The following is a 16,726-nucleotide window of genomic DNA, read 5'->3' as shown; positions in this document are numbered from 1 at the left end:
ACCGACCGTATCGTTCAGGGGGACCATGCCCGCCTCGCCGCCGCCGTCCTACACGGTCGCGACCGATTCAGCCGTTCCGGGTCTCGCATCCTCCGCAGCCCCAACCCCGGCGTCCGCCGCGCCGCCGAAGAACAAGACGGCCACCAAGCTGCCCTCGCTGACCGGCATGCGCTGGCTGGCGGCGTTCCTGGTCTTCGGGTACCACATAGGCACCCTCAACGTGATCAAGAACGTCCGGGTGCACCACGACTGGGACTACATATTCGGCTACGGCCAAACAGGCGTGTCCTTTTTCTTCGTACTCAGTGGGTTCGTCCTGGTCTGGTCGGCCAGGAGCGGCGACACCGCGGTCCGGTTCTGGCGGCGCCGCATCGCCAAGATCTACCCGAACCATGTGGTCACATGGGCGATCGTCATAGCACTGATGTTCGCATGGGGCGATCAGGTGACGGGGGAAGCGGCCTTCAGCAACCTCTTCCTGATCCACCCCTGGATCAACTACAACGGCATTCCCTACAGCATCAACAGCGTGAGCTGGTCTCTGGGCTGTGAAGCCTTCTTCTACCTCTGCTTCCCGTTGGTGCTCCCGCTGGTCCGCCGGATGCCGGTGTGGTCTTTGTACCTAGCCGCGGGTGCCCTGTACGCAGGCATCCACATCGCCTATCTGTGGTCCGGGCACTACAACGACCCGTGGTCCGGGTGGCTCAACTACCAGTTCCCGCCTGTGCGGAGCCTGGAGTTCTGGCTCGGCGTGGTCATCGGCGAGCTCGTCGTGCGCCGCCAGTGGCGCGGCCCGGGTCTGTGGGTCGGGACGGCAGTCATCATCGCCATCTACGGCGGCACTCGCGGCATCCCGTGGTTCCCTCTGTCGATCCCGCCGGACTGGTGGTCCGCGGACCTTCCACTGGCCTTCGCCCTGTTCATCGCGGGCGCCGCGCAGGCGGACATCACCGGGGCGTGGTCACCATGGCGCTGGCGCCCCCTGGTGTGGCTCGGCGAGATATCTTTCGCCTTCTACATGGTCCATGTCGCCTTCATCGAGAACACGCTGCGGTGGCTGCACCGCGACAACGGCCACGGGTGGGGCGCCGGCAAGGGACTACTCGTCGTCGTATTCTTCCTCGGCGTTTCTATTTTCCTGGCTTGGCTGCTGTACCGGTTCGTGGAAACGCCGATGATGCGGATACTCGGCCCGCGCCGTATTCCTCGTCCGCAGCCGGCACCAGGTGGTCCAGTCGACGAAGCGCAGCCGGCGCCCGCATTGCCGACGGAGATCGCCGGTCCCCGGGACGGAGAGGAAGCTGTGGCTCAGGAGAACGCCACAGAGCTGGCACGGTAGGCGACAGTCGAGGCAGTCGGACGCTCCCGGGCGGTGGGCTGATCAATACCCACCTCCCGGACGCCACGGAGAACGGCACGATGATCCGCAAGGCGGACTTTCCGGCCTCTCAGGAAAACTCGACGCCGCCCGTCAATCCGCGAAGCGGCGCCAAGCGACGGCATTTGTTAAGTACCATGAGCCGTTGTCGCCTCGTCCCGGCCCGGGTGACGGCGGACCCCCACCCCCCGCCTCCGCCCCGGCGGGCAACCGGATTCGCCCTGACCGGCGTCCGGGCTTAGAGACGGTACAGGCCAAGGAGGAGGTGCACGACGATGACCGACTACGACGATGTGTGGATCGTGATCCCGGTCTACAACGAAGGCGCAGTCATCAGCGACGTCGTCGAGCACACGCGCGAGACGTTCCCGAACATCGTGTGCGTCGACGACGGCAGCCGCGACGACTCCGCGGCCCGGATCGCCGAGACCGGCGCGCACCTGGTCCGGCACCCGGTGAACCTCGGGCAGGGCGCGGCGCTGCAGACCGGCATCGCCTACGCGCTGGCCCAGCCCGGTATGCGCCACCTGGTCACCTTCGACGCCGACGGCCAGCACCGGGTGGAGGACGCCGAGACGATGCTCGCGGTGGCCCGCTCCGGCGAGGCCGACGTGGTCCTGGGCTCGCGGTTCCTGGAGCAGAACGAACAGATCCCGCTGCTCAAGCGGATCGTGCTGCGGACCGTGGTGCTGCTGAGCCCGACCGCGCGCAAGCTCAAACTCAGCGACGCGCACAACGGGCTGCGGGTGCTCAACCGCGAGGCCGCGTCCCGGCTGAAGATCACCATGAACGGCATGGCGCACGCCTCGGAGATCGTCGGTTTCCTGGCCGGCTCCGGGCTCAAGGTCCGCGAGGTCCCGGTGACGATCCTGTACACCGAATACTCCCGGTCCAAGGGTCAGTCCCTGATCAACGGCGTCAACATACTGTTCGACCTGTCGGTCCGGCAGCGGGGGGCGTGAGCCGTCATGGTGATCCAGATCATCCTCATCGCGACCGCGGTCGTGCTGTTCGTGTTCTTCATCCGCAGCTCGCACTCGGTACGGACGCAGGCGTTCAAGCGCATCGGGTTCGTCATCTTCCTGTTCCTGAGCCTGGACGCGGTGCTGCGGCCCAACGACACCACCTGGCTGGCGCACAAGGTCGGGGTCGGCCGCGGCGCGGACCTGCTGCTGTACATGCTGGTCGCGGCGTTCGCGTTCTTCGCGGTGAACACCTTCCTGCGCTTCCGCAACCTGGAGCGCCGGTTCACCGACCTGGCTCGGGCGATCGCGCTGCGCGACGCCCAGGCACCGACCGCGAACCGGGCCCCGAGCGGCCAGGCGCACGCCACGGCCCAGCCTCCGGCGTTCCCGGCCCAGGCGGCCCGTGAGGACACGCCGGAACCGGAGACCTCGCTGTCGGGCGGATCCAGCCGATGAGCTGGCTCGTGACCGGCGGCGCCGGGTACATCGGCGCGCACGTGGTGCGGGCCCTGCTCGCCGACGGCCACGACGTGGTGGTGCTCGACGACCTGTCGACCGGTTTCAAGGAACGCGTGCCGGACGGCGTGCCGATAGTGCTGGGCACGGTCCTGGACCGGGCCGCACTGGACCGGGCGCTGCTCGACCACGGCGTCACCGGTGTGGTGCACCTGGCCGGCAAGAAGCAGGTCGGCGAGTCCGTCGCCAAACCGCTGCACTACTTCCACGAGAACGTCGAGGGCCTGCGGATACTGCTGGCCGCGATGGGCGAGCACGGCGTGCGGTCCCTGGTGTTCTCCTCCAGCGCCTCCGCCTACGGCATGCCGGACGTCGAGTTCGTCACCGAGGACACGCCGTGTGAACCGGTGAGCCCCTACGGCCTGACGAAGCTGGTCGGCGAGCAGCTGATCGCCGCGGCGGCCGTCGCGCAGCCCCTGGCCTACGTCAACATCCGCTACTTCAACGTGGCGGGCACGGCGAGCCCGGAGCTGGCCGACCGGGGCGCGGCCAACCTGATCCCGCTCATCTTCGAGCGGATCGACGCCGGCCTGCCCCCGCGCATCTTCGGCGACGACTACCCGACCCCGGACGGCACCGGCGTCCGCGACTACATCCACGTCGCGGACCTCGCCGAGGCCCACTCCGCCGCGGTCCGCCGGCTGACCGCCGATCCGCGGACCGCGCTCACCGTCAACGCCGGCCGCGGTGTGGGCGTATCAGTGCGCGAGATCATCCAGATGGTCGGCGACGTCGTCGGCCGACCGGACCTGACCGGGGCCGTCGAGGCCCGCCGACCCGGCGACGTGGCCCGCTCCGTGGCCGCCGCCGACCGGATCCGCACCGAGCTCGGGTGGACCGCGCACTTGGGCGTGCGGGAGATGGTGGAGTCCGCCTGGGCCGGGTGGCGCCGGTGAGCGATGTGATGAAGGAGTCCGAGGTGGGGGCGGCAGCCGAGGCGACGGCGACCGGAGGGACGGAGCCGGGCGAGGCGCCCGAGCCGGCCGCCGCGCCGAGCCCGGTCGCGAACCGCCCACAGCGGCTGTACGCGCTGGACCTCATACGCTTCATCGCGGCGCTGCTGGTGGTGCTGCGGCACTGGGTCGCCATCGGCGCGGTGTACGTGGGCAATCACTGGGTGTACGCGTGGGGCATGGCGCAGCCGAAGCACATAGCGCCGTTCCTACTGGTCAAGATCTCGGTCTACGGCGATCTCGGGGTCCAGCTGTTCTTCCTGATCAGCGGCTTCGTGATCTGCATGAGCAGCTGGGGCCGCACCGTCGGCGAGTTCGGCGCCTCCCGGATCTCGCGGCTCTACCCGGCCTACTGGTTCTCCGTCCTCGGCTCGATCGCGGTGCTGCTGGCCTTTCCCCGGCTGGGGGTGCACAGCTGGCCCGGGTCGTTCCACGACGTGCTGATGAACCTGACCATGACGCAGAGCTTCTACAACGTCCACGACATCGACCCGGTGTACTGGACGCTGGCCGCGGAGCTGCGGTTCTACCTGCTGTTCGCGATCGTCGTCTTCTTCGGCGTCACCTACCGCCGGGTCGTGTACTTCTGCTGGCTGTGGGTCTTCGTCGCGATGTTCACCCAGATCACCGGGAACGGCACGCTGAACCAGATCGTCCAGCCGCAGTACGCGCCGTACTTCATCGCCGGCGTCGCGTTCTTCCTGATGTGGCGGTTCGGGCCGACGATGCTGCTGTGGGCGATCGTCGGAGTGTCGTTCCTGATCGCGCAGTCGAGCCTGACGCCGGACCCGGCCTCGTTCCCGGAGATCGGCTGGGACTACCCGCGTTGGCCGATGTTCGTCGCGCTCGTGGGCTTCTTCGCGCTGATGACCCTGGTCTCGCTGCACAAGCTGGACTGGGTCCGGTGGAAGCCGCTGGTCACCCTCGGGGCCCTGACCTACCCGCTGTACCTGCTGCACCAGGACATCGGCTTCACGCTGATCGCCTACCTGCACGAGCACCTGTCGTTCTGGCCGACGCTCATCCTGGCCCTCGTGTTCATCCTGGCGCTGTGCTACCTGGTCCAGCGGTTCGTCGAGAAGCCCGCCCAGCGCTGGCTGAGCAAGGGCGTCAAGAAGTCCCTGGAGGCGATGCGGCGCGCGGACGCCGGTGCCCCGCCGGGTCCCGGGACCGGCGGCCGTCGCCGGCTGCTGATCCCGCACCAGACGCCGGCCTCCGCCCCGGCCCCGGAATCGACCCGATGAGCAGTCCGATGAGCCGTCGGCCGCATCATCCGGTCACCGCGCGTGATCCGCACGTCACCGAGGGCGGCAAGGCCTTGATTCTGTCACAGCTTGCCCAGACCGACACACTCGCCCGGGGATCCACCGGGTAATCTCTACTGTCGCGCCCGGCTCGTCACGGCCCATCGCGCGACACGTCAAGGCACCAGTCAGCTTCGTTTCAGCGCACGCCACAAAGAGGTTCCCGTGTCAACAGCGAGCCAGGAGAAGGGCGATTCGGCCGAGGTCGTCACCTCGTCCGCCGCCAGTCCCCGCCGAATAGCGGCGTACCCTTTCCGGCGCCTGTTGGAACCAGTGTCGGTCGCGTTCGGTGCGGCCGTCCTGCTGTTCGCCCGGCTGATGTTCCCGACGCCGGTCGGCGTGGCGGACAACTATGACGGCAGCCGCCTGCTGTGCCATCTGGGCTTGTACACCACGGGCAACTCCGGCCAGATGCGCGCCTGGGTCAACTTCCAGTACGTGATCAAGCAGGGCTGGAGCTGCTCGCAGACCCCGTACGGCGTCGGCACCAAGAACGCCACGAACATCGACCTGCCGCAGCCGGCGTACAACTCCAGCCAGCTGATCCTGATGAACATCGCGCACTACCTCACCAAGGCGTTGGGGCTGCGGAACAACCTCGGGCCCTCGGCGCTGGACCTGCGCGTGCTCGGCGCCGTGGGCTGCGTGTTCATCGGGATCGCGATCGGCCTGCTGTTCGCCGTGATGCGCACCTCGCGCCTGGCCCGCTACCTGGTGTGCGGGGCTCTGTTGGTGATCGTCGCCGACGCCAGCTTCATCGACTTCGCCGCGTCCCCGCTCAGCGAGATCTCGGCCGTCATCGGCGTGCTCTACCTGCTGCCGGCCGCCCTGCTGTTGTTCCGCCCGGGCCGCTCCCGATGGGCCGGGCTGGTCCTGACCGCCTTCGGCTTGATGTTCCTGGTCACCTCCAAGGCCCAGGACGCGCCGATGATCGTGCTGGCGGTGGCGCTACTCGCCTTCCCGGTCACCGTGGGCCCGCTGAAGGGCCGGATCGGCAGCCGGGTGATCCCGGCTGCCCTCGCGGTCGTCCTGGCCCTGTCCGGCAGTGCGCTGACCCCCAAGCAGGACCCGCACTTCACCCTGCAGACCAAGGCCGACTTCCTGTTCAACGAGCTGCTGTACATCAGCCCGAACCCGAAGGCCGACATGGCCGCGATGGGCGTGCCGTTCTACTACAGCAGCCAGGTCGGCAAGCCCGCCTGGTGCGCCCCCTACTCGCCCAGCGTGATGGACACCGGCACCTACGACCCGGCCACCAAGGGCGACAAGTTCGTCGCCCGCGACCACGCGAACGACCCGGCGCTGCAGGAGGCTCTGGGGACGGGCAACACCTGGAAGTTCATGCTGACCCACCCGGACCGCATGGTCCGCGTCGCCAACGACGTCGCGAACTCGTTCTTCTACGTGCGCCCCACCTACACCGGTCTGTGCGGCGGCAAGCACTCGGCCCAGGCCAACCCGCTGTCCAACTACGCCAACTTCCCCAGCCACCCCAACGCCGACAACATGCACCCCAACACCGTCGACAAGCGGTTCACCCCGGTGACCAGCATCCTGGGACTGTTCCGCGGCCTGGGCCTGATCCCGTTGCTGCTGCTGTGGATCATCCCGATCTGGGTCGCGATCCGGCGCCTGGCCCGGCGGCGGGACCGGGCCGCCGGTGAGCGCAAGGCCTTCGCGTGGATGACCCTGATGCTGTCGGCCATCGCCCTGATGCAGTTCGGCGCGGCGGCCTACTTCGACGGCATCGACACCTCCAAGCACCTCAACCTCTCGATCTTCGCCTCGGTGCTGGCCGTGGTGACTGCTGTGGCCACCGCCCGCCTGCGCCCCGAAGCGGCCGGCGTGGGCACCGTCGGGACCGTCCCCGACCAGACCAGAAGGAGCGAAACCGACGTGGAATCCGCCGCCAAGGCCCTGAGCGTCCTGGTGATCATCCCGACGTACAACGAGTCGGAGAACCTGGAGAAGATCGTCTCCCGCGTCCACGCGGCGAACCCGGACGTGCACGTGCTCGTCGCCGACGACAACTCCCCGGACGGCACCGGCAAGCTGGCCGACAAGCTCGCCGACAAAGACGAGCGGGTCAAGGTCATGCACCGGGCCGGCAAGGAGGGCCTGGGCAAGGCCTACCTCGCCGGCTTCGCCTGGGGCATCGAGCACGACTACGACGTCATCTGCGAGATGGACGCCGACGGCTCGCACCGGCCCGAGGACTTCCCGGCGCTGCTGAAGGCGCTGGTGGAGCAGGACGCTGACCTGGTGCTGGGCTCGCGCTACGTCCCCGGCGGCAAGACCGTCGGCTGGCCCAAGCGCCGCGAGATCCTGTCCAAGGGCGGCAACACCTGGGTCCGGCTGGTCACCGGCATGCGGCTGGCCGACGCCACCGGCGGCTACCGCCTGTTCCGCCGCGAGACGCTGGAGAAGATAGACCTCGCCTCCGTCGCCAGCGCCGGCTACACCTTCCAGGTCGACCTGGCCTGGCGCACGGTGCGGTCCGGCCTGAAGGTGGTCGAGGTGCCGATCACCTTCGTCGAGCGCGAACTCGGGGCGTCGAAGATGAGCGGCAACATAGTGGCCGAGGCGCTTTGGCGGACCACGGTGTGGGGCACGAAGTATCGGCTCAAGCGCCTGGTCGGCAAGAAGTAGTCCCGCCCCGCGAAGCCTGTTCGACGGTGCGGGGGGCGGTTGCCGCCTCCCCGCGCCCGGGCCGCCGGGTCCGAACCAGACAGCTATCGAAGGAACACGCCGTGACCACTACCGCCGCGGAACCCGAGGCGGGTCCGCGCAGCGTGAACCGGATCCGAGTGCCGAACGACCTCTGGTCCCGGGCCCTGCGCACCGCACGCTGGCCGCTGTACGAGGCGGCGGTCGCCCTCGCGGCGGCCGCGTGGATGCTGATCTCCACCAAGACCATCAAGGTCTTCGCCCCGCTGGACCGGGTCAGCCAGGTCAGCGGACTGGCCGCGCTCCAGTTCCGGTTCCTGCTCCCGGCCCTGGCCTGCGTCGTGTTCCTGTTGCTGGCCCGGCGCTCGGAGAAGTACCGGGTGCTGGCCTCGCGCACCGCCTTCGCCGCCCTGCCCGGGTTCACCTCCGGCTTCCTGGCGGCCGGCGTGACGCTCGCGCTGCGCGGCGCGAACCTGCCGCTGAACGGCACCGCGGGCGACGCCGGCGACATGGAGCGCTGGGCGATCATGCTCCAGCACGGCGAGATGACGCACCCCGGCTACCCGCCGCTGTACCCGCGCATCGTCTGGTTCGTCGCGAAGCTCAACCACGACAACGTCTTCGTCGGCCTGAAGTACACCGAGATCCTCACCACCGCGATCCTCGGCCCGGCGGCGTACCTGGCGTGGCGCTTCGTCGTCTCCCGGCCGTGGGCGTGCGTGCTGGCCCTGGTCTACGTGCCGACGCTGGCCGAGCCGTACAAGGCCTACGAGCCGCTGGTGCTGGCCATCATCATCCCGATCGTCATCGCCTTCATGCGCTATCTACAGACCAGCCCGAGCAAGGGCCTGGTACACCTGGCGATCGCCGGACTGGCGTGGGGCCTGCTGGTCGGCGAGATCTTCATCCTGTTCTCCGGGCCCTTCTACTGGGCCGCCTTCGGCGTCGCCCTGGGCGCCGCGGTGCTGTTCCCCTGGCGCACCGGATGGCGTCACGGCGCCACCCTGCTGGGCACCACAGTGGTCGGATTCCTGATCCCCTCCTACCACCTGATCGACGGCCTGCTGCACGAGGCGCCGGACCCGTACTTCTTCTTCGGGACCAGCCAGGACCCCGCCTACACCTTCGTCTACCTCACCGACATGCCCGGCAACACCATCCGGAACGGCACCTGGCCGCCGACCGGCGAGCTCGGCGGCGTCGGCGTCTTCGGTGTGCTGATCCTGATCCTGACCGGGGTCGCGATCTGGCTGGGCATGCGCCGCACCCCGGTGCTGCTCACCGCCGGCCTGCTGACCGGCGGCTGGGTGATGCGCTTCTACCTGGCCTCGCACGAGTACCGCGACCAGCTGGTCCGGTACTGGCCGCGGACCACGACCTTCTCGCTGTACTGCTTCCTGATCCTCGCGGTGTTCGCCGTGAAGCTGATCGGCGAGCGGGTGCAGGAATTCGTGACGCAGCACCAGAAACTGACGGCGACCGTGCGGGCGCAGACGGCGCTGGCGCAGACCGCGCTGGCAGCGACACCGACCGACGCGGAGGGGCTGCAGGAGTCGGAGGCCGACGAGACCACGCCGAGCCCGGAGAACGACGCCGAGCGCCCGGCAGCAGGGCGCCGCACCGTCCGCCGGCCCGTGCCGTTCCAGACCGGCATGGTCGGCCTGGCCTTCGCCCTCACACTGTTCACCGGCATGTCCGCCTCGGCCGCGACCGACAAGATCATGCCGAAGAACGACGGTTCCGAGGGCCAGCTGGCCTGGCACGCGCACCACGACTCCCCCGCGAACCTGGTGCAGGGGATCACGAAGGTCAACGGTAAGTAGCCGCCGACGGGCTCAGCGCCGAGGCCCGGTTACCAGCGACAGAAGCCGTTGGTAGCCGGGCTTTCCCGTTGTGCGGCTGGCTCGGTCCGCAGCTGAACGACAGGACTCGGCGCACTGAGCTACTGACGGAACAACGATGAACCGCGCTGTAAGGAGCCTGTCAAGCGCTGCTTCACTGCTGGCCGACAGCCCTTTCGCTACAGCCAGCCGCGCTGGGCGGCTTTCAGTCCTGCTTCGAACCGGCTGGTGGCACCGAGGCGTTCCATCAGGCCGGTCATCTGTCGGCTGACGGTGCGCAGCCCGAGGCCCAGGCGTTTGGCCGCGGCATCGTCAGTCAGGCCTTGGGCAAGGAGCAGCAGCAGGTCGTGTTCGACCCGGGACAGACCGTCGGTGCCGGGGGTACGGTCGGCGCCGAGCGGGACAGCTGTGGCCCAGGCCTGCCTGTAGACGGCGATCAGGGAGGCGACGATAGCCGGCTCGCTGGTGCAGAGGGCGCCGGCTTTGGTATCGGCCGGGTCGATCGGGACCAGCACGGTGTGGCGGTCCACGATGGCCATGCGCGGGGGCAGCAGCGGCGCGGTACACACCTGGCCGCCCTGGCTGGTCAGCCACTGGGCGTAGGCGAAGGTCGCGGCATCGTTGCGGACGCTTTCCTGGTACAGCGTCTGAACATCCACGCCACGCTCCAGCGCCGCGGCGTCCAGCGGGCGTGACGCGTTCAGGCTGGCGGCGGACTGGGCGCCCCCGGGCATCACCGACAGGCATTCCTCGCGGGCTTCCTTCGCCAGCAACTCCAACTTGGCCGCGACCGCGTCCAGCCCGATGAGGCGTTCACCGCCCGCCTGGGTGGCCGCGGATGCCGAGCGGCCGTATTCGGCGACCGCTGCCGCCGCGGCCACCTTGTTCGCGGCCAATTCCTGCGCCTGGCGTGCCAGTTCGGCTTCCTGGCGGCGCACCATCGCGTCCAGGGCGACTTCAGGGCTGACCACGCGGAAGGTGCCGGGCATGTCCCGCGAGGGGCGCACGAACGCAAACTCCGCCAGCTCGTCCAGACCGGCCCGGACACTGCGTTCGTCCAAACCGGCGGCGCTGATCACCTTTTCGAGCTCTGCGCCCGGATCGGCGAGCATCGCCGCGTAAACAGCCTCGGCCTGCGACGACAGGCCAAGCACACCAAGAACCATCATCCCCACCCTTGAGAGCCGCCCCACCCCTGATCGCTCACACGTTCGGAGCACAGGATGGCAGGGCGCTGTTGACCTCCGCAATGTCCTAAAGCGGTCGCGGCGCCGGGGTGGCGTGAGTACGCCGGGCGTGTTCGAGCCACCCGCACAGTATTCCGCTGCGGCAGGCAGCCCGGCAGAATTCAAAGTGCAGCGGGAAGCACCGGAGCGAAAGACATAAAGAATCCGGTGAGGAATCCCGAAATCCATGACACACGAATGCGGGTACCACCATGTCGAAATTCGGTTTCCTCATCGTCGCCGGCCTCGTCGCGATCTCTGGCGTGACCGCCTCGGCGTCGACGGCGTCAAAAGCCGGATTCGGCTGGGACACCACCCCGCCGGCCATCGCCTCGGCCACCGCCATCACCCCGACGTCCGCCAACGGCTTCGGCTGGGACTGACCAGCCATGTACCTGCTCTACCTGGCGTTGACCAGCCCGAGTCGACCCAGTCCCGGACAAACCGACGCCGAACAGCTGGAAGACCGGATCTGGGCTCGGGCCAACCCCGGCCTCGGCATTCAGCACCTCCACGCCAAAGCCCGGGCACGCCGCATCGACCTGGCCGTCTACCTCGCCGGAGTCGGCCCGACCGACCCCCCGGACACCGGAAGCACACCAGTCCAGAACATTCTCGCGCTCATTCCCGAATGGACCGTCTCCTACGCCGCTGCCGATCGCGAGGAAACCACCCCATAGCCGCTACCGAAAACATCTGTGAAATCAATTCCGCCGTACGCCGATCGGGCCGACAGCCTACAACATGTCAATGTCCGAACAGGACGGCCACCTCAATGAATTTTAGCTACTTCGCGGTAACTCCAGGCTTGCCGACACCGGTGACGATGCCGCGCCGCGCGATCGAGTTCGCGCCCGCATCGGCCGGCCGGACTGTAGGCCGCACTACCGGGAACACACGACACCGCTTTGTACGGGCCCGCGAACGGTTGGATGCGCGCCCACTCTGAGCTGCCCTGTGCCATACCCCTGGGCTCGACGTCACGAAGCTTCGACGTCGTCGCAACAGCCGAACCCGCATCGCACACGTCATGAGCCGGCTGGGCAATGCCAGCTGCTCGCCGTCCGCTATCGCATCCCCTGTCTCGTCAGCCGCCTTCTTAGGAGATCCTTCATGCCCCTTATTCGCCGAAGCCTGTCCGCCATGGTCGTCGCCGGAGCCCTGGTCGCCGCCCCGATGTGCGCGATGCCCGCTGTGCACGCCGCGGATGCCGTCGCCCCTGTGGCCAGCGTCAGTACTGTGCCCTCACAGCACGCCATGAGCGTCGATGGCGTCGCACTCACGGTAACCAACCCTGATATGCCGACCGGTGCGTCGTTCGCCCCCAAGCCCGGGGACCCGGTGCAAAGCGCCTCGGCTGAGGCCGCCGGGCCATTCCGGTTCTTCTCGGTCACGGCGGTACCCTTCGGCGAGCAGTTGCCGAAGTCCGACTTCCCGGTCGCGGCGGCCGGCGGTGCCGCCGCCTGGCGTTCGGTCGAGGGCCCTTCGACCCCCGGCCCGGTCGCGACGTTGTTCGGGCAGACGGTGACCGGACAAGTCCGGCACGAGACCGACGGCACCTCGAAGATCCAGACGGTGCAGTGGATCGTCGAGGCCGGCCAGCGGATCTGGATCGTACGCGCTGAACACGCCGAGCCCGACGTCCCGGCCGGGTTCGGCACGGACATCACGCTGACCGCCTCGAATCTGGCCGCGCCGACCACTGTCGATGTCGCCGCCGCCAATGCCGGCTCCAATCCGCACGCCGCCACCAAGGCCGTCACCGCCGCAGCTTCAGGAGACCCGGTCATCTCCTTCGGGGGGACGCTGCCCCCACCTCCGTCCAGCTATTGGAACCACGGCGGCGGTACCTGCGACGGCGGCTACTACAGCCTGCTCAACGAGAAGATCGACGGCCTGCAGGTGTGCGGTTACAGCAACGGCAACGACCGCACGACCGGCTGGGGTAGCAATGAATGGGAGTGCGCCGAACTCCCGATGCGCTACGCGATCCAGCGCTGGGGCCTGACCGGCAACGACGGCGGCGACGGCAAGGACCAGGCCGACAACCTCACCGCCGCCCTCAACCAGATCCACCCCGGGCGCTTCGTACTGCGCGGCAACTCGTTGTCCGATCACACCGCCCCCCAGCCCGGCGATGTGATCGCTTACTACAACAGCGGTGCCGGCCACACCGGCATCGTCATAGCCAGTCACGTCGACGCCAACGGCAATGGCACCATCGACATGGTCCACGAGAACTGGAACGAAGTCGCCTCCACGCCCGGCGAGTGGGACGGCATCCCCGTAAGCAACGGCATGGTCGAAAACGTCCTCGGCGGCAGCGGCGACGTGCACTGGATGCACGACACCACTTCCGACATCCGACCAACGGTGTCTGCTCCATCCGGCTTGTCCACCACCAGTCCCATCTCCGGAACCGTGACCGTCACCGGAAGCGCGTCCCCTGCCCCTACGGAGTACTACCTACACCTGCGGCCCGCCGGGGGCGGGGCGGACATCGTCCCCCATCCGGCAATCCAGGGCGGGCCCACCTTCAGGTACCAGTTCGACACCACCGGCGCCTCCGACAGCCCCGCCCTCACCATCCCTGACGGCAGCTATCAGGCGTTCATCGGCGCGAACTACAACGGCAACGAGGTCGACGGCCCCGCCGTCAGCATCACCATCAGCAACGTCCCCGCGACACCGACCGTCATCGCCCCGGCCGGGGCCCTCACCGGTTCGGTGACCCTCACCGCGAGCGGACTGAGCGCCAACACCACCAAGGTGGAGTACGACGTGGACGGGCACGCAGTCGGCACCTCGACGGCAGGCGGAGCGTTCCCCCAAAACATCGACACCACCACGATCCCCGACGGCACCCACTCGCTGACGGCTGTGGCCTTCAACGCCTCCGGAGCCAGGTCGGGCACCTCCAGCCCGCTCAGCATCTCGGTCTGGAACGGCATGCTGGTACAGCGCCACCCGGACGGCACGCTGTGGCAGTACACGGGCACACCGATGACCGGCTGGGCGAAGATCGACACCAACACGGACACCACCCAGGTGGTCGCGTCGGCTTCCAAGATCTACCAGTTCCACGCGAACAACAGCACGGTCTGGCAGTACACCGGCACTCCCGGCACCTGGACGCCTATCGACAACAACACCAGCACGACGCAGATCGCCGCCGGCGGCGCCGGACTGTTCCAGATGCACAACGACGGCTCAGTCTGGTCGTACACCGGTTCCGGCACCAGCTGGACCCCGCTGGACACCAACGCCAGCACAGTGGCGCTCGCAATCGGCAACACCGCCTATCAGCTGCACAACGACGGCTCGATCTGGTCGTACACCGGCTCCGGCACCACCTGGGCACCGCTGGACGACAACAGCATGACCGTCGAGATCGCCGCCGGCGGCAACAACCTGTACCAGCTGCACCGCGACGGCACGCTGTGGTCGTATAACGGCACGCCTAACAGCTGGACGCTGATCGATAGCAACACCGACATCGCCGACATCAAGGTGGCCGGGAACGGACAGGTGTACCAGACCCACTACGACGGGTCGGTCTGGTCGTACACCGGCTCCGGCACCGTATGGACGCCGCTGGACAGCAACCTGAACACCGCCGGCATCCAGACCGGCGCGGACGGCATGCTCTACCAGACCCACAACGACGGCTCGCTCTGGCAGTACACGGGCACCGGCACCAGCTGGACCATGATCGACAACGACTCCGGCACCAGCATGGTGAACGGCGGCGAATCCAGCTCGGCGAGCTGGAGGACCAAGCCGCTGTACGAGCTGCACACCGACGGCACCCTCTGGCAGTACCCGGGCACGCCCGGCGTCGGCTGGATCAAGGTGGACGACAACCCCACGACGACTCAGATCGCGTCGTCGGCGACCGGGCTCTACCAGCTGCACAATGACGGATCCACGGACGCCTATGGCGGCATTCCGCTGGCCGGCTGGACTCAGACCGACAAGAACACCAACACCTCGCAGATCCTCGCCGGCAGCGCCGGGATGTTCGAGCTGCACGCAGACGAAGGCACGCTCTGGGCCTACAACGGCACCCCGAACAACTGGACCAAGATCGACACCGACCCCGGTACCGTCGGCGCGGTCGTCGCCAACAACGTCTACCAGCTGCACAAGGACGGCACCATCTGGGTCTACAACGGCGCCCCGAACAGCTGGACCAGGCTGGACAACAACCCGAACACCGTCGAGATCGCCGCCGGCGGCAACAACCTGTACCAACTGCACAACGACGGCTCGCTGTGGTCGTACAACAGCACGTCCAACAGCTGGACCCAGATCGACGCCGACGCCAACATCACCGACATCAAGGTGGGCGGCAACGGACAGCTCTTCCAGACCCACAAGGACGGCACCGTCTGGTCCTACAACGGCGCCCCGAACAGCTGGACCCAGCTGGACAACAACCCGAACACCACGGGCATCCAGGCCGGCGCGGACGGCGCTCTCTACGAGATGCACAACGACGGCTCGGTCTGGCAGTACCCGGGCACGCCCGGCGTCGGCTGGATCTTGCTCGACACCAACACCGGGATATCGGCCCTGAGCGCCGGCATCAGCAGCTCGGTCCACCTGTGACCGATAGAGCGGTAACGCACTGATACGCACAACCCCGTTTCGCCCCGCGAACCTCGCCGAGGTTCGCGGGGCGAAACGTTGTCCGCCGTGTTCGCGCGAAGCGCGGCAGAGCACGAAGACGTTTGGCACCGCTATCGGCAACGACCTTGAAAAGCTGGGCACCCACCGGGCATGCGGCCCGATCTACGACGACTCTTTCGTCACGCGACCGAGCCACTCTCAGGGCTGGCCCGCGCCGCCCGGCACCGCGCGACTGGTCACACAACAAGCCGCGACGCGCTACCGCACCCCGTGCCGCAGCATCGCCTTGGCCGCCCCGCCGTCCCGCGCCAGTGCCGCGCCGGGCAGCTGGCTCAGTGCGTTCAGGCGCGAGAGCAGTCGGCGGCGGGCGGCGCGCTCGGAGGCCTTCCAGCCCAGGGCGGCCAGTTCGATCTGGATGTCCTCGAAGTACTTGCGCTCCTGCTCGAAGCGGCGGCCGCTGCGGGCGAAGGAGCTGGAGTGGCTGGTGCCGTGCCGGCGGTAGCGGAAGGCTACTTCGGTGCCGACCGCGATCTCGCCGCCGGCCATCAGGACGTCCACTATGAACGCCAGGTCGTGGGCGGCGTCGATGTCCGCGCGGTAGTGCACCTGCTGGAGGTGATCGCGCCGGTAGCAGGAGGCCGGGGTGTAGAGCCAGTTGCTGCGCAGCAGGCTCGCCGCGCCGGTGTCGCCCTGGAGGACCACCTCGTCGTGGCCGGGGCGGGTCAGCCGCTTGATCTTGTCCGGGAGCGGGAAGTGCGGCTGGCCGTCTTCGTCGATCACCTCGACCGCGGGCTGGACCATCGCCGCGTCCGGGTGCCGGCGGATCAGGTCGGCCACGGCCCGGCCGTAGTTCGGGTTCACCAGGTCGTCGGCGCCGGGCATCGCGAACCAGTCACCCCGCGCGAGCTCGATGCAACGGTAGGTGTTCGCGTTGTTGCCGAGGTTCTGCTCGTTGCGCAGGTATCGGATGCGGTCGTCGCCCAGGGCCAGGACGGTGCTCTCGACGGCCGGGCCGTCGGGGAAGGCGTCCTCGACGATCGTCAGCCGCCAGTCGGTGTCTTCCAAGGCCCTGATGCTGGCGATCGTCTGGTGCAGGTATTCCGGGCTTCCGTAGTAGGGGACCAGGAACTCGATCACCGCAGCGTCACGACCGGCCATGGCCCCCAACCTTCTCGACATCCCGTACCCGACGAACCCGCCCGCCGCACACCGGCGATGACGGTCGACACAGGCGAGCCAACATG

12 protein-coding genes and 1 pseudogene are annotated in these 16,726 nt (G+C 68.2%); 11 read left to right on the top strand and 2 right to left on the bottom strand.

Annotated features, from left to right (window positions below; genetic code table 11):
- The first annotated feature begins 25 nt into the window (after positions 1-25).
- From KGQ19_RS15500 to KGQ19_RS15470, 8 genes and pseudogenes are all read left to right on the top strand, one after another.
- Positions 26-1,339 (top strand): acyltransferase family protein, encoded by a 1,314-nt coding sequence (locus KGQ19_RS15500; RefSeq protein WP_212009840.1) that lies wholly within the window; start codon positions 26-28, stop codon positions 1,337-1,339.
- Positions 1,340-1,653: 314 nt separating this feature from the next.
- Positions 1,654-2,340, top strand: coding sequence for a glycosyltransferase family 2 protein (locus KGQ19_RS15495; RefSeq protein WP_212009839.1), 687 nt, complete (start codon positions 1,654-1,656; stop codon positions 2,338-2,340).
- A 6-nt stretch (positions 2,341-2,346) separates the two neighbouring features.
- Positions 2,347-2,799, top strand: a complete 453-nt coding sequence (locus KGQ19_RS15490; RefSeq protein WP_212009838.1) for a DUF2304 domain-containing protein — start codon at positions 2,347-2,349, stop codon at positions 2,797-2,799.
- On the top strand, positions 2,796-3,755 hold the full coding sequence (gene galE, locus KGQ19_RS15485; RefSeq protein ID WP_212009837.1) for a UDP-glucose 4-epimerase GalE: 960 nt from the start codon (positions 2,796-2,798) through the stop codon (positions 3,753-3,755). Before KGQ19_RS15490 ends, galE begins: the two co-directional genes overlap by 4 nt.
- Entirely contained in the window at positions 3,752-5,056 is a 1,305-nt protein-coding gene (locus KGQ19_RS15480) for an acyltransferase family protein (protein ID WP_212009836.1), read from the top strand. Before galE ends, KGQ19_RS15480 begins: the two co-directional genes overlap by 4 nt.
- Before the next feature lie 225 nt (positions 5,057-5,281).
- Positions 5,282-6,919 (top strand): annotated as a pseudogene (gene wsfD / locus KGQ19_RS53420) (glycan biosynthesis hexose transferase WsfD); the annotation flags it as partial.
- A 93-nt stretch (positions 6,920-7,012) separates the two neighbouring features.
- Positions 7,013-7,765 (top strand): polyprenol monophosphomannose synthase, encoded by a 753-nt coding sequence (locus KGQ19_RS52775; protein WP_368862103.1) that lies wholly within the window; start codon positions 7,013-7,015, stop codon positions 7,763-7,765.
- A gap of 101 nt (positions 7,766-7,866) precedes the next feature.
- On the top strand, positions 7,867-9,606 hold the full coding sequence (locus tag KGQ19_RS15470; protein ID WP_212009835.1) for a hypothetical protein: 1,740 nt from the start codon (positions 7,867-7,869) through the stop codon (positions 9,604-9,606).
- Positions 9,607-9,803: 197 nt separating this feature from the next.
- Here KGQ19_RS15470 and KGQ19_RS15465 read toward each other — a convergent pair whose 3' ends face one another.
- Positions 9,804-10,778: a helix-turn-helix transcriptional regulator gene (locus KGQ19_RS15465; RefSeq protein ID WP_212009834.1), complete on the bottom strand. Its 975-nt coding sequence runs from the start codon at positions 10,776-10,778 to the stop codon at positions 9,804-9,806.
- 284 nt (positions 10,779-11,062) lie between these two features.
- On the opposite strand from KGQ19_RS15465, the gene KGQ19_RS15460 reads away from it, so the two are divergent.
- From KGQ19_RS15460 to KGQ19_RS15450, 3 genes are all read left to right on the top strand, one after another.
- The gene (locus KGQ19_RS15460) at positions 11,063-11,233 is read left to right on the top strand and encodes a hypothetical protein (protein ID WP_212009833.1); all 171 of its coding nucleotides are present in this window, start codon (positions 11,063-11,065) and stop codon (positions 11,231-11,233) included.
- 6 nt (positions 11,234-11,239) lie between these two features.
- The gene (locus tag KGQ19_RS15455) at positions 11,240-11,530 is read left to right on the top strand and encodes a hypothetical protein (protein ID WP_212009832.1); all 291 of its coding nucleotides are present in this window, start codon (positions 11,240-11,242) and stop codon (positions 11,528-11,530) included.
- 433 nt (positions 11,531-11,963) lie between these two features.
- Positions 11,964-15,461, top strand: coding sequence for a hypothetical protein (locus KGQ19_RS15450; RefSeq protein ID WP_212009831.1), 3,498 nt, complete (start codon positions 11,964-11,966; stop codon positions 15,459-15,461).
- Positions 15,462-15,740: 279 nt separating this feature from the next.
- Here the strand turns inward: KGQ19_RS15450 and KGQ19_RS15445 are convergent, their stop codons facing one another.
- Positions 15,741-16,640, bottom strand: a complete 900-nt coding sequence (locus tag KGQ19_RS15445) for a glycosyltransferase (RefSeq protein ID WP_212009830.1) — start codon at positions 16,638-16,640, stop codon at positions 15,741-15,743.
- Positions 16,641-16,726: the final 86 nt, after the last annotated feature.

This window comes from Catenulispora pinistramenti (assembly GCF_018274385.1).
GTDB classification, from domain to species: domain Bacteria; phylum Actinomycetota; class Actinomycetes; order Streptomycetales; family Catenulisporaceae; genus Catenulispora; species Catenulispora pinistramenti.
The sequence above is the reverse complement of the archived record's forward strand: the minus strand, read 5'-3'. Positions and strand labels throughout refer to the sequence as shown.